26 protein-coding genes are annotated in these 24,818 nt (G+C 66.0%); 7 read left to right on the plus strand and 19 right to left on the minus strand.

The window, feature by feature from the left end:
* Window positions 1–3: 3 nt before the first annotated feature.
* Window positions 4–597, minus strand: coding sequence for a BPSL1445 family SYLF domain-containing lipoprotein (locus AC3WMR_RS14005; protein ID WP_492265512.1), 594 nt, complete (start codon window positions 595–597; stop codon window positions 4–6).
* Window positions 598–703: 106 nt separating this feature from the next.
* Window positions 704–1,132 carry a VOC family protein gene (locus AC3WMR_RS14010; protein ID WP_492265557.1) on the minus strand — a complete coding sequence of 143 codons (429 nt, stop codon included), beginning with the start codon at window positions 1,130–1,132 and terminating at the stop codon, window positions 704–706.
* 310 nt (window positions 1,133–1,442) lie between these two features.
* Between AC3WMR_RS14010 and AC3WMR_RS14015 the strand changes: the two genes are divergently transcribed.
* Together AC3WMR_RS14015 and AC3WMR_RS14020 are read left to right on the plus strand one after the other, a co-directional pair.
* On the plus strand, window positions 1,443–1,826 hold the full coding sequence (locus AC3WMR_RS14015; protein ID WP_492265513.1) for a hypothetical protein: 384 nt from the start codon (window positions 1,443–1,445) through the stop codon (window positions 1,824–1,826).
* A gap of 89 nt (window positions 1,827–1,915) precedes the next feature.
* A complete protein-coding gene (locus AC3WMR_RS14020; RefSeq protein ID WP_492265514.1) occupies window positions 1,916–2,647 on the plus strand; it encodes an SOS response-associated peptidase in 732 nt (243 codons plus the stop codon).
* A 90-nt stretch (window positions 2,648–2,737) separates the two neighbouring features.
* Here AC3WMR_RS14020 and AC3WMR_RS14025 read toward each other — a convergent pair whose 3' ends face one another.
* Entirely contained in the window at window positions 2,738–3,049 is a 312-nt protein-coding gene (locus tag AC3WMR_RS14025) for a hypothetical protein (RefSeq protein WP_492265515.1), read from the minus strand.
* Window positions 3,050–3,302: 253 nt separating this feature from the next.
* On the opposite strand from AC3WMR_RS14025, the gene AC3WMR_RS14030 reads away from it, so the two are divergent.
* From AC3WMR_RS14030 to AC3WMR_RS14040, 3 genes are all read left to right on the plus strand, one after another.
* Complete coding sequence (locus AC3WMR_RS14030) at window positions 3,303–3,740, plus strand: bleomycin resistance protein (protein ID WP_492265516.1); 438 nt, start codon at window positions 3,303–3,305, stop codon at window positions 3,738–3,740.
* A 150-nt stretch (window positions 3,741–3,890) separates the two neighbouring features.
* A complete protein-coding gene (locus tag AC3WMR_RS14035) occupies window positions 3,891–4,184 on the plus strand; it encodes a helix-turn-helix domain-containing protein (protein ID WP_492265517.1) in 294 nt (97 codons plus the stop codon).
* 349 nt (window positions 4,185–4,533) lie between these two features.
* Window positions 4,534–5,616, plus strand: a complete 1,083-nt coding sequence (locus AC3WMR_RS14040) for a hypothetical protein (RefSeq protein ID WP_492265518.1) — start codon at window positions 4,534–4,536, stop codon at window positions 5,614–5,616.
* Between the two features lie 21 nt (window positions 5,617–5,637).
* Here the strand turns inward: AC3WMR_RS14040 and AC3WMR_RS14045 are convergent, their stop codons facing one another.
* Window positions 5,638–6,297 (minus strand): DUF7716 domain-containing protein, encoded by a 660-nt coding sequence (locus tag AC3WMR_RS14045; RefSeq protein WP_492265519.1) that lies wholly within the window; start codon window positions 6,295–6,297, stop codon window positions 5,638–5,640.
* 226 nt (window positions 6,298–6,523) lie between these two features.
* Here AC3WMR_RS14045 and AC3WMR_RS14050 point away from each other — a divergent pair, with 226 nt between their 5' ends.
* Window positions 6,524–6,733, plus strand: a complete 210-nt coding sequence (locus AC3WMR_RS14050; protein WP_492265520.1) for a hypothetical protein — start codon at window positions 6,524–6,526, stop codon at window positions 6,731–6,733.
* 110 nt (window positions 6,734–6,843) lie between these two features.
* On the opposite strand, the gene AC3WMR_RS14055 is transcribed toward AC3WMR_RS14050, so the two are convergent.
* The 6 genes from AC3WMR_RS14055 to AC3WMR_RS14080 all read right to left on the minus strand — a co-directional run bounded on the left by AC3WMR_RS14055 (window position 6,844) and on the right by AC3WMR_RS14080 (window position 12,460).
* A complete protein-coding gene (locus tag AC3WMR_RS14055; protein ID WP_492265521.1) occupies window positions 6,844–7,701 on the minus strand; it encodes a class I SAM-dependent methyltransferase in 858 nt (285 codons plus the stop codon).
* A gap of 72 nt (window positions 7,702–7,773) precedes the next feature.
* Window positions 7,774–8,508, minus strand: coding sequence for a transporter substrate-binding domain-containing protein (locus AC3WMR_RS14060; protein ID WP_492265522.1), 735 nt, complete (start codon window positions 8,506–8,508; stop codon window positions 7,774–7,776).
* A gap of 40 nt (window positions 8,509–8,548) precedes the next feature.
* Entirely contained in the window at window positions 8,549–9,319 is a 771-nt protein-coding gene (locus AC3WMR_RS14065) for an MBL fold metallo-hydrolase (RefSeq protein WP_492265523.1), read from the minus strand.
* A gap of 4 nt (window positions 9,320–9,323) precedes the next feature.
* A complete protein-coding gene (locus AC3WMR_RS14070; RefSeq protein ID WP_492265524.1) occupies window positions 9,324–10,307 on the minus strand; it encodes a Bug family tripartite tricarboxylate transporter substrate binding protein in 984 nt (327 codons plus the stop codon).
* Between the two features lie 30 nt (window positions 10,308–10,337).
* Complete coding sequence (locus tag AC3WMR_RS14075; protein WP_492265525.1) at window positions 10,338–11,417, minus strand: Ldh family oxidoreductase; 1,080 nt, start codon at window positions 11,415–11,417, stop codon at window positions 10,338–10,340.
* 47 nt (window positions 11,418–11,464) lie between these two features.
* Window positions 11,465–12,460 carry a Bug family tripartite tricarboxylate transporter substrate binding protein gene (locus AC3WMR_RS14080; RefSeq protein ID WP_492265526.1) on the minus strand — a complete coding sequence of 332 codons (996 nt, stop codon included), beginning with the start codon at window positions 12,458–12,460 and terminating at the stop codon, window positions 11,465–11,467.
* 111 nt (window positions 12,461–12,571) lie between these two features.
* On the opposite strand from AC3WMR_RS14080, the gene AC3WMR_RS14085 reads away from it, so the two are divergent.
* Complete coding sequence (locus AC3WMR_RS14085) at window positions 12,572–13,471, plus strand: LysR family transcriptional regulator (protein WP_492265527.1); 900 nt, start codon at window positions 12,572–12,574, stop codon at window positions 13,469–13,471.
* Window positions 13,472–13,552: 81 nt separating this feature from the next.
* On the opposite strand, the gene AC3WMR_RS14090 is transcribed toward AC3WMR_RS14085, so the two are convergent.
* From AC3WMR_RS14090 to AC3WMR_RS14130, 9 genes are all read right to left on the minus strand, one after another.
* The gene (locus AC3WMR_RS14090) at window positions 13,553–14,722 is read right to left on the minus strand and encodes a CMD domain protein (protein ID WP_492265528.1); all 1,170 of its coding nucleotides are present in this window, start codon (window positions 14,720–14,722) and stop codon (window positions 13,553–13,555) included.
* Between the two features lie 20 nt (window positions 14,723–14,742).
* A complete protein-coding gene (locus tag AC3WMR_RS14095) occupies window positions 14,743–16,065 on the minus strand; it encodes an acyl-CoA thioesterase/bile acid-CoA:amino acid N-acyltransferase family protein (RefSeq protein ID WP_492265529.1) in 1,323 nt (440 codons plus the stop codon).
* 4 nt (window positions 16,066–16,069) lie between these two features.
* Window positions 16,070–17,641, minus strand: a complete 1,572-nt coding sequence (locus AC3WMR_RS14100) for an ABC transporter substrate-binding protein (RefSeq protein ID WP_492265530.1) — start codon at window positions 17,639–17,641, stop codon at window positions 16,070–16,072.
* Window positions 17,642–17,718: 77 nt separating this feature from the next.
* Window positions 17,719–18,789 (minus strand): ABC transporter ATP-binding protein, encoded by a 1,071-nt coding sequence (locus AC3WMR_RS14105; RefSeq protein ID WP_492265531.1) that lies wholly within the window; start codon window positions 18,787–18,789, stop codon window positions 17,719–17,721.
* Window positions 18,786–19,820, minus strand: coding sequence for an ABC transporter ATP-binding protein (locus AC3WMR_RS14110; protein ID WP_492265532.1), 1,035 nt, complete (start codon window positions 19,818–19,820; stop codon window positions 18,786–18,788). The genes AC3WMR_RS14105 and AC3WMR_RS14110 overlap by 4 nt, the downstream gene beginning before the upstream one ends.
* Complete coding sequence (locus AC3WMR_RS14115) at window positions 19,817–20,734, minus strand: ABC transporter permease (RefSeq protein ID WP_492265533.1); 918 nt, start codon at window positions 20,732–20,734, stop codon at window positions 19,817–19,819. Before AC3WMR_RS14115 ends, AC3WMR_RS14110 begins: the two co-directional genes overlap by 4 nt.
* Window positions 20,731–21,705, minus strand: a complete 975-nt coding sequence (locus AC3WMR_RS14120; RefSeq protein ID WP_492265534.1) for an ABC transporter permease — start codon at window positions 21,703–21,705, stop codon at window positions 20,731–20,733. The genes AC3WMR_RS14115 and AC3WMR_RS14120 overlap by 4 nt, the downstream gene beginning before the upstream one ends.
* Window positions 21,702–23,189, minus strand: a complete 1,488-nt coding sequence (locus AC3WMR_RS14125) for an NAD(P)-binding domain-containing protein (protein ID WP_492265535.1) — start codon at window positions 23,187–23,189, stop codon at window positions 21,702–21,704. Before AC3WMR_RS14125 ends, AC3WMR_RS14120 begins: the two co-directional genes overlap by 4 nt.
* A complete protein-coding gene (locus AC3WMR_RS14130; protein WP_025136128.1) occupies window positions 23,186–24,163 on the minus strand; it encodes a LysR family transcriptional regulator in 978 nt (325 codons plus the stop codon). Before AC3WMR_RS14130 ends, AC3WMR_RS14125 begins: the two co-directional genes overlap by 4 nt.
* Window positions 24,164–24,818: the final 655 nt, after the last annotated feature.

Genomic DNA, 24,818 nt, shown 5'->3' on the forward strand with positions numbered 1-24,818 from the left:
GGGCTACAGCAGCAACGGCGAGATCTTGCTGCCGTCCACCGACACCCCGGCGACCAGGCCGCCGTTGTTCAGCACGAAACCCACGATGGGCTGCTGTACCGTGTACGAATCGATATTGCCGTTCACGCCCAGATTCGCCACGGCCACCGTCGCGTCGGCGCCCACCGTCCAGCCGCTGCTGTTGCGGAACTTGGCCAGGGCATCGTCCGTCATGAACAGGACCACCATGGCCTTGGACTGCGCGCCGATCTGCAGGCCAATGGACCCGCCCGTGATGCTGTAGTACCCGGTGTCCTGGCCATTCACCCGCAGAACGCCTGAACCGTGCTGGGCGCCCACGATGAAGCTGGCGCTCAACACCGCCGGAAACACGAGCACGCCACGCGCCTGGGCCACCAGCTGCCTGGATTGGGGCGCGGCCTCGTACAGCTTGGACAAGGTCGCCGTGGCGGCGGCATTCAATTCCTGGCGCTTGTCGGCGGCAGAGGCCGTCGATTGCGGGCCCGTGGTGGTGCAGCCGGTGAAGAGGGCGCTGGCCAGGCCCAGGGTCAAAGCGGTCAGGGCGATGCGGCGCGATTTCGACGAGAGATCAAGCATGGCGGTTCCTTTGGGTCGGTAAGACCCTTGACGACGCGTCAGGGAGCGAGTGCTCAGGGGCAGCATACTCCGGCCTTGGGGTGAATGGCCTTGATCTGCGTGGGTCTTAATACCGAATATGCACCGCGGCCGCGCTGCGCTCGGACTTGCCGTGGAAGACAGCTTCGATATTGTTGCCGTCCGGGTCCAGCACAAACGCCGCGTAATAGCCGGGGTGGTAGTGGCGTTCGCCCGGCGGGCCGTTATCCCGTCCGCCTTGCGCCATTGCTGCCTGGTAGAACGCATCCACCATCGCCCTGTCCCGCGCCTGGAACGCCAGGTGCATGCGGCCGGTCAGGTGGCCTTGAACCTCGTTGCTGTCGGACGTCGAGATAAACAGCTCGTCCGCCCACAGATTGCGCTCGTCCGAGCCGCCAATGGGGATATTCAGCGCGTTGAAAATGGCCGTATAAAAAGCCTTGCTCGCGGCGAAATCCCGCACGACCAAGCCGATATGGTCGATCAGGCGGCCACGATAACGTTCCCGGTTCAGCATGCAACACTCCTGGTCAGTGGGTGGAGGTATGCGCGGATGGGTCTGGTTGCCGCCTGTGCCGGCTGGCGTCCCGATCCGCACCCATGCCGCTGCGGCAGGAAGTTGACGGCCTGGCGCGGTGGAAATTGTAGAACCCGGGCAGGCGTTTGGAACATATTGGGTTAAAACATCGCGGAACGTCTCGGTAGCGTCCCACGGTATCATTTCCAGCAGTTTCCAGGCCGACGGATGCATGGCCATGCGTTCGATCAGAACCAGGCGCCGCGCCAAGAAAACGGCCCAACAGACAAAAGAGATAAAAGGATCACCGGTGAAAAAAAGCCTCCCGCTCTTGCTGGGCATGTCCGTCCTGTTGACCGCGTGCGGCCCCAACAAGATCATCGTCGATCTGCCGTCGCCCGGCGGCAAATACCACGTCGAAGTCCGCAAATGCCCGCAACCCGGGTCGCTGACGTGGACGGAGAAGACCCAGGTTTCCATTCTGGAACGCGGCGTGTCGGAAGCATGCCAGTCCGCCGTCAAATCCCTGGCGCAATTCGATGCGCCCACGCCGGAAGATCAACTGCAACTGGAATGGCTGTCGGATACCGAGCTGCGCGCCTGGCATCCGTCATTCAATCCGGAATACGGGCCGCAGTCCGCGAACTTCAAGCCGGGCTCGCCGATCAAGGTGGTGTACGCGCCGAAGAAATAGGGCGGTTAAGGGGGGGCGTTGCGCGGGTTGCTGCTGCAACCGCCGCTACGACGCCGGTCATATACTGGCCCTTCCAATGGGAGGGTGCCATGTGCAGCCACTACCAGACCCTGAAGGACGCCGAACTGCTGCTGAAACTATTCGGCGTGCCGATGCCCGAAAAGTCTTATGCGCACGATATGCATCCGGGCGGTGAAGGAATATTCGTGCGCCGGCCAATCAAGGGCGGTGGTGATGGCAGTGGTAACGGCAACAGCAGCAACAACAGCGACAACGGCAATAGCGGCAATAGCGGCAACAGCAATCAACGCGAAGCCGTCGTCGGACGCTGGGGCTTGACCCGGCGCGGCACGGCGCCCTTGGCGAAAATTTCCACTTTCAACGCCCGATCCGACCGACTCGACTCGGCTCGCACCTTCCAGGCCGCGTGGTTCGACAGGCAACGCTGCATCATCCCGGCCGACGCCATTTTCGAGCCGGACTGGCGTCAGAAATTCCAGATCCCCACGCGTTTCACCCGCGCGGATGGCAGTCCGCTTGGTCTGGCGGGTCTCTGGGAACGGGGCGTGGATACGGCGGGCGATCCGCTGGAAACCTACAGCATGATCACCGTCAACGCTGACGCGCATCCGCTATTTCAGCGGTATCACCGCGCCAATGAAGAAAAGCGCATGGTCGTGTTATTGACGGATGCCGCCTACGACGCATGGCTGGACGCCACGCCTGACGAGGCCATGGCCATGCTGCATGGGACGCCGGCGGAATACTGGCGCGCCACGCCCATGCCGCAGGGAAATGCGACGAATCTATCGTTGTTTTAGTCGCGCATGGCCAAGCTCGGCGTGCGCTGCTGATCGCTAATGGGGCCGCGTAATCCAGCCAGGGCAGTCACGCTCTCAGATCGGGGCGGTTCAAAGCCCCCGCGCCAGCCCCTGGGCCGTGTCCTCTAGCGACCGGCCTTCATTCACCGCCTCCTTCAGCTCGGTCACGAACCAGGGCAACACCAATTTCGTGTCGCTGTCCGACAGCCCGATGTGCAGCCGCTCCTTGGGGTCGCAAGGCTCGGCGCCATTTTGCGGTGCGTTATCACCTTGTGCCGCGGTGGCCTTGGATAAGCCAAGTGCCTGGGTGGAAAACACCGGGTCGGTCGTGATGGCCGACGCGGTGGCCGCCGTGGCAAGCAGCGCAACGCCTGCGAGCAGTTGGATTCGGAAGGTCGGCATGGGGCGCATCCTTTGAAAACTGGGGGCCTGCACGGGCGGCTCGCAAGGTGTGCGGGGGCGCCGTGATGAAGGTATCTCGCTATTGTGCAGCGTGTTCAGACGATCAGATACGGGAGAGTTGTGATCGTCTGTGAAGATGTGCGCGGCGGCGGGTTGGATTGCCTGGCGCGCAGATAAATCTACACTCCGCAGTCGCGACCAAACTGTCGCTCGTGATCGAGCGACATTCATCATAAGCATAAAGGAGTGAACCATGACGAATCAGTGGGCCAGGCTTGTCCCCGAGCTGCTAGTCACCGATATCTCGGCCAGTTTGCAATTCTGGGTGGATACCTGCGGCTTTGCCGTGCTGTATAGCCGAATGGAAGAGGGCTTTGCGTACCTGGACTATGAAGGCGCGCAGGTCATGCTGGAAGAGCAAGGCGGCCGCAACTGGATTACCGGCCCGCTGAGTGCACCGCTTGGCCGTGGGGTGAATTTTCAGATCACGGTGTCTGCCATCGAACCGCTGCTTGCCGCGCTGTCGGAGGCGGGCTGGCCGTTGTTCATGGCCCCGGAAGAGAAGTGGTATCGGAGTAATGCCGTTGAATTGGGCGTGCGGCAATTCTTGGTGCAGGATCCGGATGGGTATTTGGTGCGGTTTTCGGCGAGGTTGGGGGAGCGGAGCGCGGAAGAGTGGGTTGTTGGATAGCGCTCGCAACTTGTGGAGGTCAAGTGACTCGACCACAGGCTTTGCTGGCCTATGCGATGCGCGCCTATGGCGAGGGCGAGTCATCTGAAGCGCCCCAACCCAGCTGGCTGGCCCTGATTGCCGACGGGCGCCTGTGCGCGTCGTTGCGCGATGCTGGCCAACCCGCAGTATGCATTCACGCTGGATTCCCTGGGCGCGGCCGCGGCGATGTCGCGGGCCACCTACGCCAGGCGCTTCAAAGGGGCTTCGGGCATGACGCCCGGTGCCGCGTTGCTGGCGGTTCGCATGATGCACGCCAGCAGGCTGATGCAGCAGACGCGGCGCACGTTGGCGGATATTGCCGAGGCCGTGGGCTATCAATCCGAGGCGGCCTTTGGCAAGGCGTTTCGGCAGGCGTTGGGCAGCACGCCGGGGCAGTGGCGCAAGCTCAGGGCGAACGCGTGACGGCAGGTGCAGGCAGGCCGATCTGAGCTGGCGTCCTGCCTGCCCGCAACGCGTTGCCCTGTCCGCGTTGCCGCTTTGCTGAATTGAGTGCATCGGGGGCGATCCTTCGGCATTCAGGTACTATCTCCCATCGATTTTGTCGTGTCCCCGAATTTTGGTCGAGGCCATTTCAAACCCCGCAAGGGCAGTCTTGCCCTGCGTCGCCGCCGATTGCCGCGACGCGGCTTGGCGGGTGGCTCGCCACCCATGGGGATCGCTCACACGGCAAACCCATCAAGAAAAACGGAGAAAGTTGATGCGCTTGAAGGCTCTTGCACTTTGCCTCTTGGCAGGATTTGGATCTTCCGCCGTGGCACAGGACAGCACGCAAACGCTGCAACAGGCCTTGAAGCAGATACCGCAGGCGGTGCTTTCCGGTGCCCAGGCGATGCAGATCGTCTTTCTGGACGTGCCCGCCTGGCGGGACCTGGAAAAGTCCGGGCCCACGGCCGATGGCATGCGCCGGCTGAGCATGGCGCAGTCGATTCGACCGCTTGAATCGATCGGTTCGGGTCTGGATCAATGGTCGCTGAACGCGAAGGTCGCGTTCGACGACGTGGTTTATTTCGCGGGGTTTGGCCAGCCGCCTTCCAATGTCAGCTATTGGGGGTTGAAGGATCAAAAGGCGGTCGGGAAACTGGTTGCCAGCTTGAAGCAGGGCGATTTCGTGGCGGTCGAGGGCGGCGTGTCGGGGCTGATCGCCAATGGCGGCGCCGGCCAGATGGACCTGAAGAAGGCCAATCCGAAAGACCCGTGGCGCGGCATGATGGGCAAGTCCAGTTTTGTGCTGCCGCTGGGGTCGGCGTTGATCCAGGCGCCGTCGGGCGAGGTCATGCCGATGTTGGCCCAGCCTGTGCCATCGGTGGCGGATAGCGAGATCGTGGCCACGTCCTTGGCGGGTTTGAAAAAGGGCGTGCCGGCCGACCGGGGCCGAATCGTGCAGGCGGCTGTCATCTCGCCGATCATGGGCCTGGCCGCGGTGGACCCGGCGAAGGTGTTGCTGTCGACGAACGCAGATGCGGATATCGCCAAGCAGAATCTGAAGGCGGCGGTCGAGGCGAACGGGCGCGGCATTGCGCCGTATTTCTCGGGGATCATCGCGGATGCCCAGATTGACGACGTGCCGGCGGTGGTGATTTCGCTGGCCTACGCGGACTGCGCCACGGCCAAGCAGGCAGTGGGGGGCATCCACGCGGCCTGGCGGGCCAGTATGGCCGATGCGGTGCAAGCCCAGGTGTCCAGCAGCACGGTCCAGGCCGGCAAGCTGTGCGCGGGGGTGGTCAGGCTGGTGTCGCCGAAGGCGGACAATGCCGGCAACCCGATTCTGGCGCAGGTGATGAACCGCTATATGCGGCGCGAGTTGACCTTGTTGCAGATCGGTCAGGCGCGCTGATCTCGCACCCCGGGCAGGGCTTCAAGGGCGGTCCATCTGCCACGCCAGCGGTACGTGGGTCGTTCTTTGCAAGGGCAAGGCCGTGTCGGCAAATCGCGCTTCGATGCGGTCGCGCTCGCGGGCATCGACGCGTTCGCCCAGTATCAGCGGCAGTTGCCGGCAGCGGTTCAGCGCGTCGGCCGCGTTGATATCCAGCAGGCCGGCGGCAGCCTTCGCAGCGGCCAGCAAGCGGTCCGCCGGGCATGCGGTCAGATGAAGGTCGTATTCCGCGTAAATGTCGCGCGACAAGCCTGGCGTCGGCTCGGGTTCGTTGCCGCCGCTGTAGAACTCGCCGCGGTCCAGGAACGCGTCTTGCTCGGCATAATGTTCGAGCGCGGCAGCATAGTCTTCTAGCCGCGATAACGGCTGCTGCCGTTTCTGAACACTCAACACGTCGGCGAAGGTGGTGGCTTCAAGATAGCTGACCAGCCCGTGCTCGATGGCGAAGGCGGGATGTTCCTCGCCGTCTTCATCGACGGCGGGGTCATCTTCGTCTTCGCGGGTCGACAGATAGAGTTGGGCGTCGACCAGCGGCACGCCATCGGTCACGTAAACCCAGCAATAACGGTCCCAGACATCGCTGTCGTCATGGCACGCGGCAATGGCTTCGATGCCGTCGCGAAGGCAGAGGAGTTTGCGCATGGAAAGTGATCCGCCGAAAAGGGCGATGATGCCAGATTCCGATGCCTGGGCGGCAGGCCGGCGCGGCGATGCAGGACCCGGCTTGCAATGATTCAGACGCCCGCCACCAGGGTACGGTTGTGTCTTTCATTGATCCGCCACCGGCGTTTGACACCATTTTTTACTGCGTTTGGCGGCCGTAGCCGTCATCCTCACCCGTACACTAGCGGGAACTTCAAGGAGCAATATGTCGATTCAAACGTTGGGCCGTTACGGTGTCGTGCTGTTTCTCGCGCTGCTCAGTTCGGGCTGCGCCAAGGTCGTGGGCGAATGCGGCTGGGTCCGCAGCAGCTGCATGTATGACGGCAAGTACGAAGAGGGCGAAGAGGATTACGCCGAAGCCGAAGCCAAGCGGCTGAACAAGCAATCCACGGATCGGCTGCGTCGCAGCAATTGATTTCGCGGCGCGCGCGTTGAAGCGGGCGAGGTCACCGGCCAGTCCGCGCCGAAAGCCGTCAAAAGACAAGCGAAAAAAAGCGAAACCCATGCCAGGTTTCGCTTTTTGCTTTATGCCGCCACCGCCGCTTCCGGCAGGAAAAACCGATCCTTCAATTCCTGCAGGCCGATCCGGTCCAGCATCTCGGTCAGGCGTTCGGCCGGTTTCTTCTTCGGCAGGTTCTTGTACTGCGCGATGATCAGTTCGTTCTTCATCGAGTGTTCCCACCCGACCAGCTCGGTCACGCTGACCTGGTAGCCGTGGGCTTCCAGTTGCAGGCAGCGCAGCACGTTGGTGATCTGGCTGCCGAATTCACGCGTATGCAGCGGGTGGCGCCAGATTTCGGCCAGCGGGTCGGCCAGGGCGCGCGCCTTGTTCTTTCTCAGCACGGACGCCACTTCGGCCTGGCAGCAGGGCACGACGACGATGTACTTGGCTTTCTTTTCCAGCGCGAAATGAATCGCGTCGTCGGTGGCGGTGTTGCAGGCGTGCAGGGCGGTGACGACGTCGATGGTCTTGGGCAGCTTGTCCGAGGTGATCGATTCGGCCACCGACAGGTTCAGGAACGACATGCCGTCAAAGCCCAGGCGCCTGGCCAGTTCTTCGGATGACTTGACGAGTTCTTCGCGGGTTTCGATGCCGTAGATGTGCGAGCCGCTGTTGGCGGCGTCTTTCTGTTCCTTGAAGAACAGGTCATACAGGATGAAGCCCAGGTACGACTTGCCCGCGCCGTGATCCGCCAACGTGACGGCGCCGCGTTCCTGTTGAACGTCTTTCAGCAGGGGCTCGATGAACTGGAACAGGTGGTAGACCTGTTTCAGCTTTCTGCGGCTGTCCTGGTTCATCTTGCCGTCGCGGGTCAGGATGTGCAGGGCCTTGAGCAGTTCAATCGACTGGCCGGGGCGAATGTCGTGGGTCTTTTCGGACATGGGGCAAGGCAATGCGCCCCGCGGGCAGCGGGGCGCAAAAGAAGGCGGGAAAGCGTCAGTTTAACGAAATCCCTACGCCGCAGGCGCGACCGCGGCGCCTTCGATGCCATGGCGGGCCAAGGCCTGCTCGACGAATCCGCTGCGTTTCATGTCTTCGACGAAGGCGGCCAGCACCTGCTGCGCGGCCTCGCCGCGGCGGCGCGGCAGGCCCATGGCCTGGCGGATGGTCATGAAGCTGCCGGGCAACAGGCGCAAGTCCCCCAGGCGAGCGGCGTCGGCTTCGAGCTGCTGGCGCACGCCGGCGGCGACTTCCGTGCCCTGTTCGAGGAAGGTGTCGACGACGGTGGGCGAGGTGGCGGCGCGGGTGATGACGGCGTGGCGAAGTTCACGCGTCAGGTACAGGTCGTAGGCGCTGCCTTGGCCGACGGTGACGCGGTGGCGCGGGTCGTCGACCTGGGCCATGTCTTGCAGGGGCGAGTCGTGGCGCACCAGGTAGGCGCCTTCGATCAGCACGTAGGCGTTGGTGAAGGCGATGTCGGTAGCGCGCTTGGGGTCGATGGCGAAAAAGCCGATGTCGGCGTTGTCCTGGCTGACGGTGTCGACCGCCTTGCCGGCGCTGTCCAGCACGACCAGGGTCAACGGCACGCCCAAGCGGTCGGCGAAGGCCCGGGCCAGGTCGACGGAGACGCCCGCGGCATGGCCTGCGGCATCGCGCCGGGCCAGGATGGGGTTGCCCAGGTTGATGGTGGCGCGCAGGGTGCCGGTGGGAGTGAAGGCTTGCAGGATGTGGGGGGCGATGGCGGTCATGGTGAATGGAAAAAAGAGAGCGTCAGGGGGATAACTGGCGTCAGACCTCGTGCCGCCCCGCCATGCCTGCACAACAAAGATCAATCCGCGTGGGCTGAAGATCTTCGCCAAACCAGGCATTGATCGCGGCGCGGCGCTCGCCGACGTAGACGGGCGCGCCGCTGTCATCCAGCGTCATGCCCAGGTCATGGCCCGGCACCAGCAAGGTGCCGGGCCGCTTGCGCCACCACGCCCAGATGCGTTGCAGGCTGGCGTGGCTGGCTGCCGCATCGGCGGTGTCGGCCACTTGTCCGGAAAGCAGTTCGGCCCGGTTCTTGGCCGCGTCGCCGGTGAACAGCACCGCCTGGCGGGGATCGTCGACGTAGAACAGCAAGTGGCCGGGCGTGTGGCCCGGCGAGGCGATGGCGGTGATGCCGGGCAGGAAGGTGTCGCCGTCCCCGATACGGCGAACGCGCGTCTGGCGGTTCAGTTCCTGCACGTACAGCTCGGGCAAGGGGTTAAAACCCGGCGGTTGCGCGGCGGCCCATTCCAGTTCCTGCTGACCGATCCACACCGTGGCGTTGGGAAACAGGGTGAAGTTGACGGCGTGGTCGTAGTGGGCGTGGGTGAGCACGACGTCGGTGATGTCGGCGGGCGCGACGCCGCAGGCGTCCAGGTGCCTGGCCAACTGGTGCCGCACGCCAAAGGCGCCGACGTCGACCAGGATCTTGTGAGTGGCCGAGCGCAGCAAGGTGCTGGTGCTCCAGCCCAGGCCGCCGTGGCAGACGGCGCGCCCGGGGTAGCCCTGGATCAGGATGTCGATCTGGTACATGGCGTCATTCCGCGGTGATGTGGGCGTTGGTGATCAGTGTGCGATAGCGTTGCAGGTCGTCGCGCAGCTGGCGCGAGAAATCGTCGGGCGTGCCGGCGACGATTTCGTTGCCGCCTTCGGTGGCCAGTTTACGTATCACCTCCGGGTCTTGCACGGCCCGCATCACGGCCTGGTGCAGCGTGGCGAGGATGCCGGGATCGGTGCCGGCCGGGGCCAGCAAGCCCTGGAACTGGGTCACGACGAAGTCGCGGTAGCCCAGTTCCTGCATGGTGGGCACATCGGGCAGACTGGACGCCCGCCGCGGGCCGGTGACGGCGTAGGCGCGCAGCTTGCCGGACTGGATGTGCGGGGTGGCGGTCACCGTCGTGTCGAACGTGAAGGTCAGCTGGCCGCCCAGCACGTCGGTCAGGGCCTGGGCGTTGCCCTTGTAGGGCACGTGCGTCATCTGGGTGCCGGTCTGCAGCGCCAGCAGTTCGCCGGCCAGGTGGCCGCCAGCGCCCAGGCCGGCCGAGCCATAGGTGACGGCGCCGGGCTTCTTGCGGGCGGCGGCGATCAAATCGTCAAGGCTGTGCACGGGCGATTGCTGCGGCACGACCAGGGCGTACTGGTAGCTGGTGATCTGGCTGATGGGCGCGAAGTCCTTCAGCGGGTCATAGGGCGTTTTCTTGTACAGCGACGGGTTGACGACCAGCGGGCCGCTGGCGTCCAGCAGCAGCGTGTAGCCGTCTGGCGCGGCCTTGGCGACGAAGTCGGTGCCGATCATGCCGTTGGCGCCCGGCTTGTTTTCGACGACCAGGGTGCCCTTCAGGGTCTTGCCCATGTGCGCGGCGATGACGCGCGCGGTGATGTCGGCGGCGCCGCCGGCCACGTAGGGCACGATCAGGCGGATGGGCTGCCTGGGGTAGCTCGCGGCTGCGTCCGCGGCGTGTGACGCGGGGGCGGCCAGGGCGGCCAGCAATCCCAGCGCAAAGAAGGCTGAGCCTTTCATGATGTGTCTCCTCCTGGATGCGTGGCCGCGTCAGCCGTGGGGCTGGCCGGCGTGGCGGCGCAGCAGCGCCAGCACGTCGGGGGCGATGTCGATGCCGTGCTGGCGTTGGCGGGCCAGCTTGGCCAGTTCGATTTCTCCGGGCTGGATTACGGGGCGTTGGGGGTCGGCCGGTGGGCTGTCGTGCAGGATGGCGGCGAAGTCGTTCATGCGCTCGGCCAGCCATTGCGTCGAGCCCAGGCGGCGGGTGTCGATGAGCAAGAAGAAATGCCCCAAGTTCTGCGGTTCGTCGGGGGCGTCGACCCAGGATTTGACGTGGGTCAGGTAGGCCGCGTTGGAGAGCAGGCCGGCGAACAGGTCCACCATCAGCGCCAGGCCGTAGCCCTTGTGGCCGCCGATGGGCAAGAGAAAACCGTCCAGCGCCTGCTTGGGATCGGTGGTGGCCTGGCCCTGGGCGTCGGTGGCCCAGGTGTCGGGGATGGCCTGCCCGGCCTTCAGGGCGTTGCGGATCTTGGCGCGGGCGACCACGCTCATGGCCATGTCCAGCAGGAAGTGCTGGCCGCCCGGGTTGGGCACGGCAAAGCCGATGGGGCTGTTGCCCACCCGGGCGTCGGTGCCGCCCCACGGGGCGATGGTGGTGGTGGCGTTGCTGCCGATGATGCTGGCGTAGCCGGCTTCGGCGGCGATCAGGCCGTAGGGCGAGATGGGGCCGAAGTGATTGCTTTGGCGGGCGAAGGCGATGCCGACGCCGCATTCGCTGGCGGCCTGCATGGCGGCGCGCAGCGAGTGCATGCCGACCAGCGGGCCGACGCCGTTGTCGCCGTCCACCAGGCGCAGGGCGGGCGCGGGGCTTGTCACCTGGATGCGGGCCTGGGCATTGATGCCGCCCACCTGCAGGCGTTCGCCATACGATTCGATGCGCGACAGGCCGTGGGTGGACAGGCCGAACAGGTCGGCCAGTACCAGCACTTCAACGACGTCGGCGGCATCCTGGGGCGGCAGGCCCAGGCCCTGGAAGGCGCGTACGCCCAGGTCACGCAGGTCGGCTTCCGCAATGACGGAGGGGGCAGGGGAACGAGCGGGGGCGGTCGTGACGCCGGTGGGGGCAGCCATGGTCAAAGTCCTTGTGCAAACAAAAGAGGGAGGCGATTGGGGCGGGGCTATTGCGCGGAAATGTGCGCGTCGCGCACGACCTTGCTCCAGCGGCGCTCTTCGGCGTCGATGAAGGCGGCAAACTCGGCGGGGCCGGCGCCGGACGGCTCGGCGGCGTCGTGGGCCAGGCGCTGGTGCACGGCAGCGCTTTTGAGGGCGGTGTTGGCGGCGGCCTGCAGGCGCGCGACGACGGCGTCCGGGGTGCCCGCCGGGGCCAGCAGGCCGAACCATTGCGAGCTCTCAAATCCGGCAAATCCTTGTTCGGCCACGGTGGGCACGTCGGGCAGGATGGGCAGGCGGTGTTCCGAGCCCACCGCCAGGATCTTGATCTTGCCGGCCTGGGCGTGCGGCAACAGGCCCGGGATGCCGGCGGCGGCCGCATCGATGTTGCCGGCCAAGAGGTCGGTGACCTGGGCGCCGGTGCCCTTGTAGGGCACGTGCACGACATCGATGGCGGCGGCAGTCTTGAGCATTTCGAAGGCCAGGTGGCCGGCGCTGCCGTTGCCGGCCGAACCGTAGTTCAAGACGCCGGGCTTGGCGCGGGCCAGGGCGACGAATTGCGGCAATGTGGCGGCCGGCACCTTGTCGCCCACGGCAAACACCATGGGCAGCTTGGCCAGCAGCACGATGGGGGCGAAGTCGCGGCGCGGGTCGTACGACAGATTGGGCATCATGGTCGGGTTGACCGCCAGCGTGCCCACATGGCCCAGGATCAGCGTGTAGCCGTCGGGCCGGGCCCGCGCGACTTCCTGGGTGGCGATGGTGCCCTGGCCGCCGCCTTTGTTTTCGACGACGACCTGCTGGCCCAGGTCGCGCGACATTTCCACGGCCACGGCGCGGGCCACGACGTCGGAACTGCCGCCGGGGCCGTAGGGCACGAGCAGGCGGATGGGGCGCTGCGGCCAGGCGTCGGCGGCGTGGGCGGACGGCATGGCGGACAGCAGCAAGGGGGCGGTCGCAAGGGCCAGCGCGGTGCGCAGGCAGGCTCTCCGTAACGGCTTCATGGGGTGGGGTCTCCTGGTCTGGGCCGCTATTGGTTGCGGCTGGAAGACATCGTGCCCGGCGCCCGGAATCGAGTAAAGTGCAAAAATTAGTTCAATTCTTGATGAAAACGCATGAATTTCGATCTCGCGGATCTACGCGCCTTTCTGGCGGTGGCCGACCTGGGCAGTTTTCGCGCGGCGTCCGAGGCGCTGCATCTGTCGCAATCCGCGCTGTCGCGGCGGGTGGACAAGCTTGAGGCGGCGCTGGGCGTGCAATTGATGACACGCACGACCCGCAAGGTGGAACTGACCACCATCGGCCGGGGCTTCGTGCCCAAGGCCCGCAGCGTGCTGAACGAACTGGAAAGCGCGTTGATCGGCATTCGCGACGTGGCCGAACGGCTGTCGGGCATGGTGACGATTGCCTGCGTGCCATCGGCGGTGGCGTATTTCCTGCCGGATGTGATCCGGGAGTATCACGCGCAATACCCGCGCATCCGCATCCGCATCATCGACGAGTCGTCGTCGCAGGTGCTGACGGCGGTGGCGCGAGGCGATGCCGATTTCGGCCTGACCTACATCGGCGCCAACGACGCCGAGATCGAATTCAAGCCCTTGCTGGAAGAGGCCTTCGTGGCGGCCGTGAGCCGCAAGCATCCGCTGGCGCGGCGCAAGTGGGTGGGCTGGGCCGACCTGGAAGACCATCCGTACATCACGCTGGCCCAGGGCAGCGGCAATCGCTTCCTGATGGACCAGGCGCTGGTGCATAGCGGCTGCCGGCCACGCCATTTCTGCGAAGTGCAGCACGTGCCGGCGCTGGTCAGCATGATCGAGGCGGGGTTGGGTGTGGGCGTGGTGCCGCGCCTGGCGATGCCGGGGCCGGAACATGGCATGCTGGTCAGCGTGCCGCTGCGCAACCCCACGGTCACGCGCACCATCGGCCTGATCCATCCGCGCGGCAAGGCGCTCAACCCGGTGGCGCGGCTGTTCTACGACCTGTTGGCGCAGCGGGTGGAAGCGCGCCAAAAATGACAGGCCGCCCGAAGGCGGCCTGTGTTTGCGGTGCCGGGTGCGAGGCGTGGTCCGATATCTACCCGACTCGCATCGGCGGCATCAAGCCGGAAAAACCGGCTCGCCCAGGTTCAGCATCAAGCGATTGGCCCACGCAAAGATCGCGTCCGAATGCAGCAGGTCCAACACCTCGCCTTCGGTCAGGCCCACGTCCTTCAGCGCCTGGATGCTGTCGGCATTGACGGCAGCCGGCGCGTCGGTGATCTGGATCGAGAACTTGCCGATCGCCAGTTCGCGCGCGGTGGTGCCGGCGGTGGCGGGGTCTTCGAACACCTGGGCGATCACGTCATTGCGCTTGGCCAGTTGTTCGAAGCGTTGCGCATGCACCGACGCGCAATACACGCAGCCGTTGACGCGCGACACGACGGTGGCGCCCAGCTCGCGCTCGGCACGCGACAGGCCGCCCGGCGCATACATGATGGCGTTGAACGCCGTGGACCGCTGGCGCAGGATTTCCGGCTGGTGCACCAGGAAGCGGTAGTAGTCCGAGACCTTGGCCTTGGGGTGGCTTTCTTCCAGCACGGCGATCTGGTCGGGCGTGGCCTTGTCCAGGTCGATGACGTCGAGCCAGGCCTTCCATTCCAGCGATTCGTTGGTGAAGCCGTGGTTCTTGATGACGTCGCCGGGCGCGGTGGCGGCGGTGTTGGGCGGGAAGGGCGCGGCGGGCGTGCCGGTGGGGTGGCCGGGTTGCTCGGCCAGCGACTTCATGGCGTCCAGGCCCGCGACCAGGCGCACCTGGTACGACAGGAAGGCGACCAGCTGCGACAAGGTGACGACGGCTGGCGTGGACACGCCGGCAGCGGGCAGGGTCTTGAGCGCGGCTTCGTCGCCTTCGACGGGCTTTTCGATCAGCTTGCGCGTGAATTCCAGGATGGCGGCCAGGCGCGGATCGACGGCGTCCGCGGGCTTGCCGGATTCGGCCACCTGGATGTCGGCGGCGCTGGCGCCGGCGTCCACCAGGCGCTGGCGGTAGTGGGCGGCCAGCGCGGGCGACGGCGTCAGGCGCGAGGCGTACAGCGCGACCAGCAGGCGCTCGGCCAGCGTCAGGCCGGGCAGCGCGGGGTCGAACAGGGCGTCGTAGCTGCCTTGCGTGGCGGCCGCGACCTTGTCGCGCTGGTGGCGCACGGCGTAGGTGGTGCTGTCGGCCTTCAGGCCGATGAGCTGGTCAACGAGGTCTTTCGCGGCGTCGTAGACGATGGGTTGTTGTGCCATTGAGAGCGTCTCCTTGAGTGTCATTGCGCCGGTTTGGCGGGCGTGCCGGCCGCGCGAGCCTTCACTGCCGCGTCCAGGAACTTCAATACGCCTTCCCAGGATTCCTGGTCGGCGCGGGCGTTGTCCTTGGGATTGCCGCCGCTGGTGCTGATCTTGCCGGACACGGGGTGGGCGTAGACCAGCTGCGTGGTCGGCACATACGGGAACAGGATGGAATGCCCGCCGTTCTCGTAGTCCAGCCACTTGACCGGGTAGGGGTGCTTCACCTCGGCCAGCTTGTCCTGCACCATCTTCGAATACAGACTGGACGGCCACGAGCCGTCGTCCGTGGCGGACAGCAGCATGACCGGGCCCTGGATGTCTTCGACGCGGATGCGGGCCCGCGCCACGGCGTCGGGGTCCTGCAAGGCGGTGAGGATGGCCTTCTCGTGCCGATGCGGGTTGGGGCCTTCGTCGAACGGCGCCCAGGTGGCGGTGCGGTTGTTTTCCCAGACGTGGGGCAGGGGCTTGCCGCCCAGCAGCCAGGTCGGGCCTTCGCGGCCGATCTTGGGGTCGCAGGCGTTCTGGCCGCTATGCACGACGGCGCCGGGCACATAGGCCACCACGGCCGACACTTCGGTGGGGAAGGTGGCGCCCAGGAGCAGCACCAGTTCGCCACCGCGCGACTGGCCGCTGATGGCGACAAAGTCGTGCTTGGGCTGGACCTTCTTGCGCAGCCAGCGCAGGCCGGTCTGGAAGTATTCCAGCGGGGTGTTCGAGATGTAGTCGGACAGGCCCGGCGCCTTGAAGTACGCCAGCGCAAAGGCGGCATAGCCGCGCGAGGCATACAGCGCCGCGCGCGGTTCGTTGATGCCGCCGCCCGAGCCGTTCAGGATCATCACGGCCGGGTGCGAGCCGGGCGTGGCGCCGGCCGGCAGGTACAACGTGCCGACCAGGCCTGCTTCACGCACGTCGATACGGGTGACGCCGTCGGCGGCCAGGCGCTGCACGAAGCGACCCTGGGCCCGCGCACCCGCGGCGCGCACGACGATGTCGGTGACCAGGGCCTCGGTGACCGGGTGGTTGAAGTGTTCGCGGCTGGGCGAGTCCACGGGCGACTGCGACCACACCAGGCCCATGGGCGACACGCCGGCGTAGTCGCCCGAGGCCGGGGCGTCGCGCGACAGGTCGACCACGCCGTCCTCGCCCGCCACGAAGGCGGCGTGGCTTTGCCACAGCACGCCGTTGCGGCGGGTCAAGGCGGTGATCTCGACCGTCTGGCCGGGCGCGACATGCTCGACCCGGAGGTGGCGCGGCACGTCGATCAACGCGTCCGCGGGGGAGATGGAAAGGGTCGGGACCATGGTCTTACTTGCCCGTGTCCTTGGTGACCATCATGGCCGCGGTGCGGTCGCTGGTCATCGGGGTGACCTTCAGGCCCTTCTTGGCGGCCCAGATGTTCTTGTAGTGGTACAGCGGGATGATGCCGACGTCGTCGGCCACCAGCTTGACCGAGTCGCGCAGGATGGATTCACGCTTGGCCACGTCGAATTCCGAGGTGGATTGGTCCAGCGCGGCATCGACCTTGGGGTTGCTGTAGTGGCCCCAGTTGGACGCGCCCAGGCCCTTCTTGGCGTCGACGGTGGCCAGGATGTTGACCAGCGCGTAGCTGGCTTCACCCGTGCCGTTACCCCACGCCAGCATGCTGACGGCGAATTCGTTCTTGTTGGCGCGGCCCGAATACACGGCCCACGGCACGACTTCCACTTGCGTCTTGACGCCGATGCGGGTCCAGAACTGCGCCACCGCCTGGGCGGTTTCCGGGCCTTGCGGGTAGCGGTCGTTGGGCACGTGCATGGTCAGCTTGAAGCCGTCCGGAAAGCCCGCGGCCGCCAGCAGTTTCTTGGCCTGTTCGACATCGTTGGGGATGTCCTTCACGTCGGGGTTGTAGCCGAAGGTGCCCTTGGGCATCCACTGGTTGGCTTCGGTGGCGGCGCCTTGCAGGATGCGGTCGGCGATGGCCTTGCGGTTGATGGCCAGGTTCAGGGCCTGGCGCACGCGCACGTCCAGCAGCGGGTTCTTGTCCAGCGGCTTGCCGTTGTTGTCGGTGATGTACTGATTGGGCGCGGGGTTGAAGCTGGGCTGCAGGATCATCACGCGCAGGCCGTCGTAGGGGTAGACGGACACGTTCGGGGCCTTTTGCAGCTTGGCCAGGTCGGACACCGAGACCTTGTCGATCACGTCCACGTCGCCGGCCAGCAGGGCGGCGGTGCGGGCGGCGGCGTTGTTGATGTAGCGGTAGTTGACCTTGTCCCAGGTGGCCTTTTCGCCCCAGTAGCCGTCGTTGCGTTCCATCAGGACGCGGTCGCCGGGGGTGTAGGACACGAACTTGTACGGGCCGGTGCCGATCATGGCCTTGCCCGAGTTGTAGTCTTCGGTGGTCGATTTTTCACCGACGTGCTTGCTGACGACGTGGACCGATGCCAGGTTCAGCGGCAGGTCGGGGTTGGGGGTCTTGGTCTTGACGATCAGCGTCAGCGGGTCCTTGGCGGTCATCGTGTCGATGGTGCGCAGGTAGCCGGCGTAGGTGGCCACGCTGCCGGGCACGGCGCGGGCGCGGGTGTAGGAATAGATCAGGTCGTCGGCGGTGAACGGCGTGCCGTCCTGCCACTTGACGCCTTCGCGCAGCTTGAATTCCCAGGTGGTGCTGTCCAGCGGCTTCCAGCTCACGGCCAGGCCGGGCTGCAGCTTGTTCCACTTGTTCTCGATCAGCAGGTCCCAGAAGTGCAGGGCCACCGAGCGGTCGCCGGCATGGTTGTTCAGTTGCGGGTCCAGCGACGACAGCGGGTCGGCAAAGCCGATGGACAGGTTGTCGGCCGAGGCCGCGGCGGACACGCCCAGGATGGCGGCGGTCAGGGTCGAGAGAATCAGGCGTTTCATGTTCGGAGTCCTTGGTGAGGGGGAACGAGCAGTAAAGGTTCCATGGATCGCGGCGCAGGCGCCGTGGTCCGCGAGCGTCAGGCCATGTCGTTCAGGTGACAGGCGCTCAGGTGGTTGATGGCGATTCCCTTCAAAGTGGGAACCTCGGTTTTGCAGCGCGGCATCGCATGCGGACAGCGCGGATGGAAGTGGCAGCCAGAGGGCGGGTTCAGCGGGCTGGGAATCTCTCCCTTGATGGCGGTAAAGGTCTTGTGGCGCGATTTCAGGTTGGGAATCTCGGCCAGCAGCGCCTGGGTATAAGGGTGGTTGGGGCGCTGGAACACCTCGTCGACCGTGGCCGTTTCCACGACACGGCCCAGGTACATGATGACCACGCGGTCCGACAGGTGCTCGACCACGCCCAGGTCGTGGCTGATGAACAGGTACGTCAGGTTCAGCTGTTCGCGCAGGTCCATGAACAGGTTCAGGATCTGCGCCTGGATAGACACGTCCAGCGCGGCCACGGCTTCGTCGCACACCAGCATCGACGGCTGCACGGCCAGGGCGCGGGCAATGCCGATGCGCTGGCGCTGACCGCCGCTGAACTGGTGCGGATAGCGCTGGCGCAGCGCGGGGTCCAGCCCGGCGCGCTGCAGCTGGGCGCTGACGTAATCGTCGAACTCGCCGTTGCCCACCAGGCCGTGGATGCGGGCCGCTTCGCCCACGATCTCGTCCACGCGCAGGCGCGGGTTGAGACTGGCGTAGGGGTCCTGGAAGATCATCTGCACTTTCAGGCGGGCGGCATGGGCTTGGGCCGACGTCATCTCGGCCGGACGGCGGCCGTTGATCAGCACGTCGCCGCCGGACGGCGTGAGCAGGCCCGCGGCAATGCGGCCCAGGGTGGACTTGCCGCAGCCGGATTCACCGACCAGGCCGACCACTTCGCCGGGGTTCACGATCAGGTCGACATGGTCGACGGCGCGCGTGACGGCGGGCGGTTTGGACAGGCCCAGGCGCTGCAAGGCGCGGCCGGCGGCGCCCACGGGGCGTTCGCCAAAGCGCTTGCTGACCTGGCGCAGATCGATCAGGGGCGTGACGCCGGCTTGTGCGCCGGCCGTCGTGTCAGGCTGCGCTTGCAACGGCGTGCCGATAGCGGATTGCTGGCTCATGCCGCCACCTCGCGCAGTTGAATCGTCGGGTGAAAGCAGCGCACCTGGTGGCCGGGCAGCACGTCGGTGATGGCGGGCGCCTGGCCGCACTGCGCCGTGGCGCGCGCGCAGCGCGCCGCGAATGCACAGCCGGCGGGCAGGTTGAGCAGGTTGGGCGTCATGCCGGGAATCTGGCGCAGACGCTGGCCGCGCTGGTTGTTGCTGGGCAGGCTGTCGATCAGGCCCACCGTATAGGGATGCTGGGGGCGATCCAGCACGTCGTCGACCTTGCCGTGTTCGACGATGCGGCCCGCGTACATCACGGCCACTTCGTCGGCCAGGCCCGCCACTACCGACAGGTCGTGCGTGATCCAGATGAGGCTGGTGCCGTGCTGCTGCGCCAGCTTCTGCACTTCGGACAGGATCTGCGCCTGGATGGTGACGTCCAGCGCGGTGGTCGGCTCGTCGGCAATGATCAGGTCGGGGCGATGCAGCATGGCGATCGCAATGGCCACGCGCTGGCGCATGCCGCCGGACAGCTGGTGGGGGTAGGCCAGCAGGCGTTCTTCCGGGCTGGGAATGCCCATCATGCCGAGCGTGTCGCGAGCCAGCTCGCGGGCTTGCGACTTGCTCATCTTGTTGTGGGCGCGCACCGTTTCGATCATCTGCACATCCACCCGCAAGACGGGGTTCAGCGTCATCATCGGATCCTGGAAGATCATGGCGATGCGGTTGCCCTGCAGCTTGCGCAGTTCGCGCGGGGTCAGCTGGGTCAGGTCGCGGCCCTGGAACAGCACCTGGCCGCCGACCACGCGGCCGGGGGCGTCCACCAGGCCCATGATGGAAAAGCCGGTGACGGACTTGCCCGAGCCGGACTCGCCGACCAGGCCCAGGATCTTGCCGCGTTCCAGAGTGAACGACACGTCGTCCACGGCGGGCAGGGTGCCGGCGCGGGTGAAGAAATGGGTGCGCAGGTTGCGCACTTGCAGCGTGGCCGGTGCGGCCGGGTTCGATGCGGCGGCCGGCGCCGCGACGGGGCGGGCGGCGGTCATTTGTGGGTCCTCGGGTTCAGCACGTCGCGCAGGCGGTCGCCCACCAGGTTGATCGCCACGATGGTGACGAGCAGCGCGATGCCGGGGTAGAAACTGATCCAGTATTCACCGGACAGCATGTATTGGAAGCCATTGGAAATCAGCAGGCCCAGCGACGGTTCGGTCACCGGCACGCCCAGCCCCAGGAAGCTCAGCGTGGCTTCAAGCGTGATGGCGCGCGCGATCTGCAAGGTGCCGATGACGATCAGCGGCGGCAGGCAGTTCGGCAGGATGTGCTTGAGCATGATCCGCCAGTTGGGAATATCCAGGCAGCGGGCGGCTTCGACGTATTCGCGGCGGCGTTCGACCAGGGCCTGGCCGCGCGCGGTGCGGGCGTAGTAGGCCCATTCCAGGATCACCAGCGTCAGCACCACGTTGCCCACGCCCTTGCCCAGGTAGGCCAGGATCATCATGGCCACCAGGATGGACGGGAACGACAGGATCAGGTCGACCAGGCGCATGATCAGCGCATCGACCTTGCCGCCCGCGTACGCGGCCAACAGGCCCAGCAGCGTGCCGATGATGCCGGCGATCAGGGCCGAGCCCACGCCGACCATCAGGCTGATGCGCAGGCCATACAGAATGCCCGACAGCAGGTCGCGGCCCTGGCCGTCGGTGCCCAGCCAGTAATGGAAAGTGCCCAGGCCGTTCATCGACCCCGGCGTCATGCGCGAATCCAGCACGTCGATCTGCAGCAGGTCGTACGGGTTCTGCGGCGAGATCCACGGCGCCAGCACGGCCGCCAGGATCAAGAGGGTGGCGATGACCAGGCCGAACACCGCCGTCCTGGACGACAGGAATTCCAGCAGATTGCGACGCCAGGGGGACTCGCGGCGCAGAGCGGGCGTAGGGGTAGGGGTAGACGTGGCGCTCATGCCGAGGCCTCCAGCCGCACCCGGGGGTCCAGCACTTTATAAAGAATGTCCACGATCAGGTTCAGCGTCACGAACAGGCACACCACCACGATCAGGTAGGCCACGATCACGGGGCGGTCCAGCGCGTTCAGGCTGTCCAGGATCAGCTTGCCGGCGCCGGGCCAGGCGAAGATGCTTTCGGTGATGACGGCAAACGCGATGGTCGAGCCCAGTTCCAGGCCCAGCACCGTCACCAGCGGAATCATGGTGTTGCGCAGCACGTGCACACAGACCACGCGAAACGGCGACAGGCCCTTGGCGCGGGCGAACTTGACGAAGTCCAGCGGCATCACGTCGCGTACGCCGGCACGCGTCAGGCGGATCACCAGCGAGATCTTGAACAGCGACAGGTTCAGCGCCGGCAGGATCAGGTGGCGCCAGCCGTCGGCCGTCAGCCACGACCACTGAAAGCCCAGGAATTCCACCGTCTGGCCGCGGCCGCTGGCCGGCAGCCAGCCCAGCGACACGCTGAACGTCATGATCAGCATCAGCGCGACCCAGAAGGTCGGCAGCGAAAAGCCGACGATGCTGCCCGCCATGATCAGCTTGGCAAAGCGGCTGTCGGGGTACAGGCCGGCCAAGAGGCCCAACGGCAGACCGACAATGACCGCCAGCAGCAGGGCGGCAATCGCCAGTTCCAGCGTGGCGGGCAGGCGTTGGATCACCAGCTCGATGGCGGGGATGTTGTAGACGAAGCTGTTGCCCAGGTTGCCATGCAGCGCACCGTTCAAAAAGCCCAGGTACTGCTGCCACAGGGGCTTGTCCAGGCCCAGCTCGGCGATGATGCGGGCGCGGTCGATCTGGTCGACGTCCTGGCCGATCAGGATGTCCACCGGGTTGCCGATGGCGTGCAGGCCCACGAAGACGATCAACGTCATCAGCAGCACGACCACCGCGGCTTGCGCGATGCGGCGTAGCAGCCAGCCGGTCATTGCGCGGTCTCCGCTTGCTTGGTCGGCGCCGCGGCGGGCGTCCATTCGTCGCCGAACACCTCCGGCTCCGAGAACGCTTCCATGTTGGCGTAGTGAATCGCCACGTCTTCCCGGTAGAACAGGCCCGCGATGCCCTGCGCCAGGCGCTTGGCGCCTTCGCTGATGGCGGGTATGTCGCCGGACACGGTGCCCTGGGTCAATGCGGCCGGGTACGAGAAGCAATGCACCCGGTCCAGGCCCGGACAGGCGCCGGCGGTCTTTTCCTGCAGTTCGAACACGGGGCCCAGGTCGGGCGAATCGTGCAGTTCCTGGTCCTCTTCGCCGGCCGGCGGGGTGTAGCGGTCGCCCCAGGCGCGCACGTGCGGCGCCAGCGCGGCGAATTCCGGACGCACGGTCCAGTCGATCCGAAAGCCCGTCGAGAAGATCAGGAAGTCCAGCGTGAACACGCCCTTGGGCGTGGTGACGCGAATGTCATCGCCGGCCAGTGCCACGTCCTGCACGCCGCAGCCCAGGTTGAAGTAGGCATTCGGGTGGCGCGATACACGCAGCGTGCTGCCGCGCGGGGGCGGCACCTGGGCGGCGTTGATGTAGTGGCGGATCTTCCACTTCCAGTCGTCGGGCAGGTTCAGGTGGCCGTGGGTCAGGCCCGGGTTGCCGGCGCCCTTGCCCTTGTTGATGCGGGGGATGTCGTTGCGGCGGATCAGCAGGTCCACGCTGGCGGCGCCGGCTTCCAGCGCGGTGGCCGCGCTGTCCATGGCCGACGCGCCCGCGCCCACCACGCCGACGCGCTTGCCGGCCAGGGTGGCGTAGTCCATCACGTCCGACGAATGGGCCCAGCGGTCGCGCGGCAGCTTGTGCGCAAAGGCCGGCACGTAGGCGCCGCCCAGGCCGTCGCGGCCGGTGGCCAGCACCACGCGGCGCGCCAGCACCGTGCTGCGGCCCGCGGGCGATTCGATGTCCAGCTGCACCAGTTGGTCGGCGCGCGGCAGCACGGCCAGGATGCGGTGTTCGTTGCGCACGTCCAGGTTCAGCACGCGGCGGTACCAGCGCAGGTAGTCCATCCATTGCAGGCGCGGAATCTTGTCCAGCGCGTCCCAGGCCTGAAGACCGAACTGCGCCTCGAACCAGGCGCGGAAGGTCAGGGCGGGCAGGCCCAGCGCGGGGCCGGTCAACTGCTTGGGCGAGCGCAGCGTTTCCATGCGGGCCGTGGTGGCCCAGGGGCCTTCATAGCCTTCGGGCGCCTGGTCGAAGATGGGGGCGACAATGCCCAGGTGCGTCAGCGACGCCGCGGCGGCCAGGCCGGCCATGCCGCCGCCCACGATGGCCACGTCCAGCACCGGCTGGCCATCGACCACGCGCGGCGTGACCCAGTTCTTGGCGGGAATTTCCAGCCAGGACAGGTCCTGTCGCAGGCGGGCTTCCAGATTGGCCAGGCCTTGCGGCGCGGGCGCCGGGGCGGCTGGGTGGGCAAGCGGCAAGTTCATAGTGCGGGGGTATCCGTAAGAGGGGCTTCATCACCGTAGATGGACTGCAGCAGCGCGCCGTGCTGGCAGGCGTCGTGCAGCACGAAGCCGGGCAGCAGCGCCGCCGCGGCCTGCGCCAGGGCATCGGCCAAGGCCTGGCAGGCCGGCGTCGGCGCTTGCGACTGCGGGGTGATGACCCCGAAGAAAAAAGGAATGTCCAGGTCGATCGGCCGGATCACCACGCCCGCCATCGGCGCACCGTAGGCGGTAATGGGTTCCAGCACCGACACGCCCAAACCGGCGCGCACGGCGGCCAGGGCATTGACGGACGAATTGGTTTCAATGGCGCCCAGCGGGTTGCCACCAGGCGGCAGCGCAGCGTCCAGGCGACGGCGCAGCCGGTACGGGTTGGCCATGGTGATGACGCGGCGTCCGGCCAGCTCGGCCACGGGCACCACGTCATGGCGTGCGGCCGGGTCGTTTTCCGGCAATGCGACCACACAGGGCGCCTGCCCGATCCAATGCACCGTCAGGCCGCGGTGTTCCAACGGCAGGCTGGTCGCGCCCAGCTGGGCCGCGCCGCTCAACACCGCGTGCACCACGCGTTCGGGCGATGCGCTGCGCAGTTGAATGCGCGCGGCGCCGCTTTGCGCTTCGATGCGCTTGAGCGCATCGGGCACCAGCCCGGCCGCCAGCGCCGACGTGGCGGCCAGCAGCAACGGCTGCGCCTGGCCGCGCGCGATTTCCTCGGCGCGGCCGCGTATCTGTTGCAGGCTGGACAGGGCGCGTTCGACGTCGTCGTACAGCAGGAAGCCCTGGTCGGTCGGGGTCACGCGGGGGCCGCTGCGGGTGAACAGGGCGTAGCCGATCTCGGCTTCCAGTTCTTGCAGCAGCCGGCTGATCGCCGGTTGCGAACGGCCGAGCAGCCGCCCGGCAGCGGTGACGCTGCCTGTGGACATGACGGCCGCGAAGGCCTCGAGTTGGCGAAGTTCCATCTGGGGTGCTTTATGCTCAGAACGAATTCTTGCCCACTCAGTATGCGCTTTACAAATAATTAAAGGGCATAAGCAAATTCCCTAATGGGGATTTCCTGATGGCTTTTCATTACTGCGAGTTATTTCAATGACTTAGGGGATATCCCTAGGCGGTCAGCCCTGTGCCGGGGAAAGGTGAATATTCGTGAGCCTTTTTGCTAGTTTCATTTTGTAGTATTTAGGATGAAAGAAAAACGAAAGGTTGGGGAATGTCGTTATGCGCGGAGTGCAGCGGGATCATTCAGAACAAGCGGGGCGCGCAGGGGCACGCCGGGCTGATAAGCCTTGGCTATGTCCGTAGCCTCGCTACGGCCCGGAAAGGCGTGACCCACGAGGCGTTTGTGTGCTCGGTATGCGGTGCGGAATGGGACTACTTCCACGACAAACGAGATGAGGCAGTGGGCTGGTCGCTCTTGTAGCCCAGGGCCTCGAGCGGATGCGATCATCCCCAGCCGGCCTGTGACAGCCTTGCTGCAACGGCATCGCCAAAGGCTCAACCCGCACGGCAATCCTCGCCTCTGTCTCTTCGACCTGTTCAGAAGTGATCGCCATGCGCTCGTAAATCAATTGCTTAGGATTTTGGCGAAGGAAAATCCCCCAGTGGGGGATCTCCTGA

It is taken from the genome of Achromobacter sp. FW305-C-28 (assembly GCF_058783235.1).

Excerpts from the sequence above, each read along its gene's own strand:
- AC3WMR_RS14105 (WP_492265531.1), bottom strand. The coding sequence starts at position 18,789 with ATGAGCCAGCAATCCGCTATCGGCACGCCGTTGCAAGCGCAGCCTGAC.
- AC3WMR_RS14110 (WP_492265532.1), bottom strand. The coding sequence starts at position 19,820 with ATGACCGCCGCCCGCCCCGTCGCGGCGCCGGCCGCCGCATCGAACCCG.
- AC3WMR_RS14020 (WP_492265514.1), top strand. The coding sequence starts at position 1,916 with ATGTGCAGCCACTACCAGACCCTGAAGGACGCCGAACTGCTGCTGAAA.
- AC3WMR_RS14090 (WP_492265528.1), bottom strand. The coding sequence starts at position 14,722 with ATGGCACAACAACCCATCGTCTACGACGCCGCGAAAGACCTCGTTGAC.
- AC3WMR_RS14010 (WP_492265557.1), bottom strand. The coding sequence starts at position 1,132 with ATGCTGAACCGGGAACGTTATCGTGGCCGCCTGATCGACCATATCGGC.
- AC3WMR_RS14130 (WP_025136128.1), bottom strand. The coding sequence starts at position 24,163 with ATGGAACTTCGCCAACTCGAGGCCTTCGCGGCCGTCATGTCCACAGGC.
- AC3WMR_RS14045 (WP_492265519.1), bottom strand. The coding sequence starts at position 6,297 with ATGCGCAAACTCCTCTGCCTTCGCGACGGCATCGAAGCCATTGCCGCG.
- AC3WMR_RS14055 (WP_492265521.1), bottom strand. The coding sequence starts at position 7,701 with ATGTCCGAAAAGACCCACGACATTCGCCCCGGCCAGTCGATTGAACTG.
- AC3WMR_RS14125 (WP_492265535.1), bottom strand. The coding sequence starts at position 23,189 with ATGAACTTGCCGCTTGCCCACCCAGCCGCCCCGGCGCCCGCGCCGCAA.
- AC3WMR_RS14080 (WP_492265526.1), bottom strand. The coding sequence starts at position 12,460 with ATGAAGCCGTTACGGAGAGCCTGCCTGCGCACCGCGCTGGCCCTTGCG.
- AC3WMR_RS14035 (WP_492265517.1), top strand. The coding sequence starts at position 3,891 with ATGCTGGCCAACCCGCAGTATGCATTCACGCTGGATTCCCTGGGCGCG.
- AC3WMR_RS14030 (WP_492265516.1), top strand. The coding sequence starts at position 3,303 with ATGACGAATCAGTGGGCCAGGCTTGTCCCCGAGCTGCTAGTCACCGAT.
- AC3WMR_RS14120 (WP_492265534.1), bottom strand. The coding sequence starts at position 21,705 with ATGACCGGCTGGCTGCTACGCCGCATCGCGCAAGCCGCGGTGGTCGTG.
- AC3WMR_RS14065 (WP_492265523.1), bottom strand. The coding sequence starts at position 9,319 with ATGTACCAGATCGACATCCTGATCCAGGGCTACCCCGGGCGCGCCGTC.
- AC3WMR_RS14115 (WP_492265533.1), bottom strand. The coding sequence starts at position 20,734 with ATGAGCGCCACGTCTACCCCTACCCCTACGCCCGCTCTGCGCCGCGAG.
- AC3WMR_RS14095 (WP_492265529.1), bottom strand. The coding sequence starts at position 16,065 with ATGGTCCCGACCCTTTCCATCTCCCCCGCGGACGCGTTGATCGACGTG.
- AC3WMR_RS14060 (WP_492265522.1), bottom strand. The coding sequence starts at position 8,508 with ATGACCGCCATCGCCCCCCACATCCTGCAAGCCTTCACTCCCACCGGC.
- AC3WMR_RS14070 (WP_492265524.1), bottom strand. The coding sequence starts at position 10,307 with ATGAAAGGCTCAGCCTTCTTTGCGCTGGGATTGCTGGCCGCCCTGGCC.
- AC3WMR_RS14100 (WP_492265530.1), bottom strand. The coding sequence starts at position 17,641 with ATGAAACGCCTGATTCTCTCGACCCTGACCGCCGCCATCCTGGGCGTG.
- AC3WMR_RS14025 (WP_492265515.1), bottom strand. The coding sequence starts at position 3,049 with ATGCCGACCTTCCGAATCCAACTGCTCGCAGGCGTTGCGCTGCTTGCC.
- AC3WMR_RS14075 (WP_492265525.1), bottom strand. The coding sequence starts at position 11,417 with ATGGCTGCCCCCACCGGCGTCACGACCGCCCCCGCTCGTTCCCCTGCC.
- AC3WMR_RS14085 (WP_492265527.1), top strand. The coding sequence starts at position 12,572 with ATGAATTTCGATCTCGCGGATCTACGCGCCTTTCTGGCGGTGGCCGAC.
- AC3WMR_RS14050 (WP_492265520.1), top strand. The coding sequence starts at position 6,524 with ATGTCGATTCAAACGTTGGGCCGTTACGGTGTCGTGCTGTTTCTCGCG.
- AC3WMR_RS14005 (WP_492265512.1), bottom strand. The coding sequence starts at position 597 with ATGCTTGATCTCTCGTCGAAATCGCGCCGCATCGCCCTGACCGCTTTG.